This window comes from Elstera litoralis (genome assembly GCF_000963705.1).
GTDB lineage: Bacteria > Pseudomonadota > Alphaproteobacteria > Elsterales > Elsteraceae > Elstera > Elstera litoralis.
Map to the genome: position 1 here is coordinate 1 of NZ_LAJY01000208.1, position 2,202 is coordinate 2,202.

The 2,202-nt window shown below is 57.0% G+C and carries 1 protein-coding gene; it reads right to left on the reverse strand.

The features are described from left to right. Positions 1–397: 397 nt before the first annotated feature. Positions 398–1,945 (reverse strand): methyl-accepting chemotaxis protein, encoded by a 1,548-nt coding sequence (locus tag VZ95_RS09105; RefSeq protein WP_156995180.1) that lies wholly within the window; start codon positions 1,943–1,945, stop codon positions 398–400. Positions 1,946–2,202 lie beyond the last annotated feature (257 nt).

A 2,202-nucleotide genomic window follows, 5' to 3' on the forward strand; every position in this document is an offset into this window, starting at 1 on the left:
TGCGTCCCAAGGCCGATTCGGCGTCATGGGAAAGAGCGGCTCGAATAATAAAATACGAACTTCCAACGACGGAAACTGATATTATCAAGGATAGCGCGATAAAAATCGTTATAAGTCTTTGAGTTAGGCTAATTTTTCTTAGGAAAAAATGTCATTTTATAACTCCTGCCTGTGATTTATCGGAAACATTAGCGAATAAGATAATTAAGTATTGTGAAGTTTACGATGGTGAGTATCTGCCATCCTGGTCAAGCAGGCCTGCATAATTAGCACGGCTTCCGCTCGTGGCGCCGACATGGATCAAACGCCAAAAAAACGCCCGGATCACGGGTGAACCGTCTTCCGGGCGCTCAGTAATACGGTGGGAGGAGGGAAAGCTTGCGCGACCGAGGCGGTTTTACGCCGCGTCGTGCTGGACCTTACCGAGGAAGTGGCGAACCTCCCGTTTCAGCGTTTCCGCCTGCTGGGTCAGGCTGCCAACGGCGGCGAGAACTTCGCCTGCCATGCTGCCGGTTTCGACCGCCGCCGTCGTGACCGAGATGGTGATCTCCGTCACATTCTGGGTGCTGCTGGCGGCTTCGGTAACATTGCGGGCTATTTCTGAGGTGGCGGCGCCTTGCTCTTCCATCGCTACCTTCACGCCGAGGTTAATTTCGTTGATATGGCCGATGGTATTGCCAATCGAGGCGATGGCGGCAACCGCTTGTTGGGTCGCGGCTTGGATCGCCCCGACTTGATTTTGAATATCTTCCGTGGCCCGCGCGGTTTGCCCGGCGAGGTTTTTCACCTCGCCCGCAACCACGGCGAACCCCTTCCCGGACTCCCCGGCCCGCGCGGCTTCGATGGTAGCGTTCAGCGCGAGAAGATTGGTTTGGGCGGCGATATCCGAAATCAGGCTAACGACTTCGCCGATCCGCAATCCGGCCTCCGACAGAGTGCGGACGATGCTGCCGGTCTGCTCCGCTTCCGATACGGCGGTGCCCGCGAATTTGGCGGCTTCGGCAACCTGGCGATTGATCTCGCGGATCGAGGCGTTCAACTCCTCCGAAGCCGAGGCGACCGTTTGCACATTGGCGGTGGCTTGTTCGGCGGCAACGGCCACCTCGTTGCTTTGCTCCGAGGTCATCATGGCATTGCTATTCACCGTTTCGGCGTTTTGCTGAAGCTGGGCGGCGGCGGAAACAACCGTGGCGACGACGCCATCGATAGAGTTGCCGAAGCTGGCAATCGCGGCTTCGATCATCTGTTTACGGGCGAGATCGCGCGCGGTTTTCTGGTGTTCCTGTGCCGCGAGGCGGCGGGCGGTGACGAGTTGGTTGGAATAATCGACTAAGGCCCGCGCCAGCGCACCGATCTCATCGCGGCGGCTTGTATCGTCGAGGTCCAGAACCTTCGGGTCATCCTGAAGCGTGCCGAAAAGATCGGTGAGGCGCGAGACCCGGCGCATTTGCGAGCGTACGACCCAGGCGATGATAAAAGCGCCGAGGATCAGCGCCAGCGCGGCCCCCATGAGATTGTCGCGCAGGATATCATTATTCTCTTGGACCACCACCGACACAGGCATGCCGACAAAAAGAATACCGATGACGCGCCCGGCGCTATCTTGGATCGGCTCATACACGGCAATATGGGGTTTGCCTAAAATATCGACCGCGCCATGATACGGTTTCTTCTCGCGGAACACGCTATCATAGGCGGGGCCGGGGGCGAGTTTGGTGCCGACGGCGCGCGCTCCATCGGGCCTCAGGACGGTGGTGGTAACGCGCTCGTCGTTCTGAAAGATGGTCGCCACGCCGCCGGTCAGCTTGCTGACGGTATCGACCAGGCTGACATCGAAGCCGACCGCGAGATCATTCAGCATCAGTTGGTCGTTCATCATGGAGAAGCGGCCGCCGCGCTCATCGATTAACTGTTTCAGAACATCGAGCCCGCGATCGACATTCACCTGCGCGTCGCGCAGTAGCGCCTTATGAACAACGCGGTATGAATTTGCCGTGATTGCTCCTGCAATAAGAGCAACCAAAGCGATAAAGGTGAGGATCAGACGTTGCTGAACCCCCAGGTTTTTCAGTCAAAATCGACCCATCGCCATCGCCGGACCCTCCTTAAGGGGAATCTCTCCGCCGGTGCCGGAACATGCATATTACATCTATATTTTTACTGTTTTTTAGTAAAGAGCGAGTTGATATTTTCAAGCCGCCC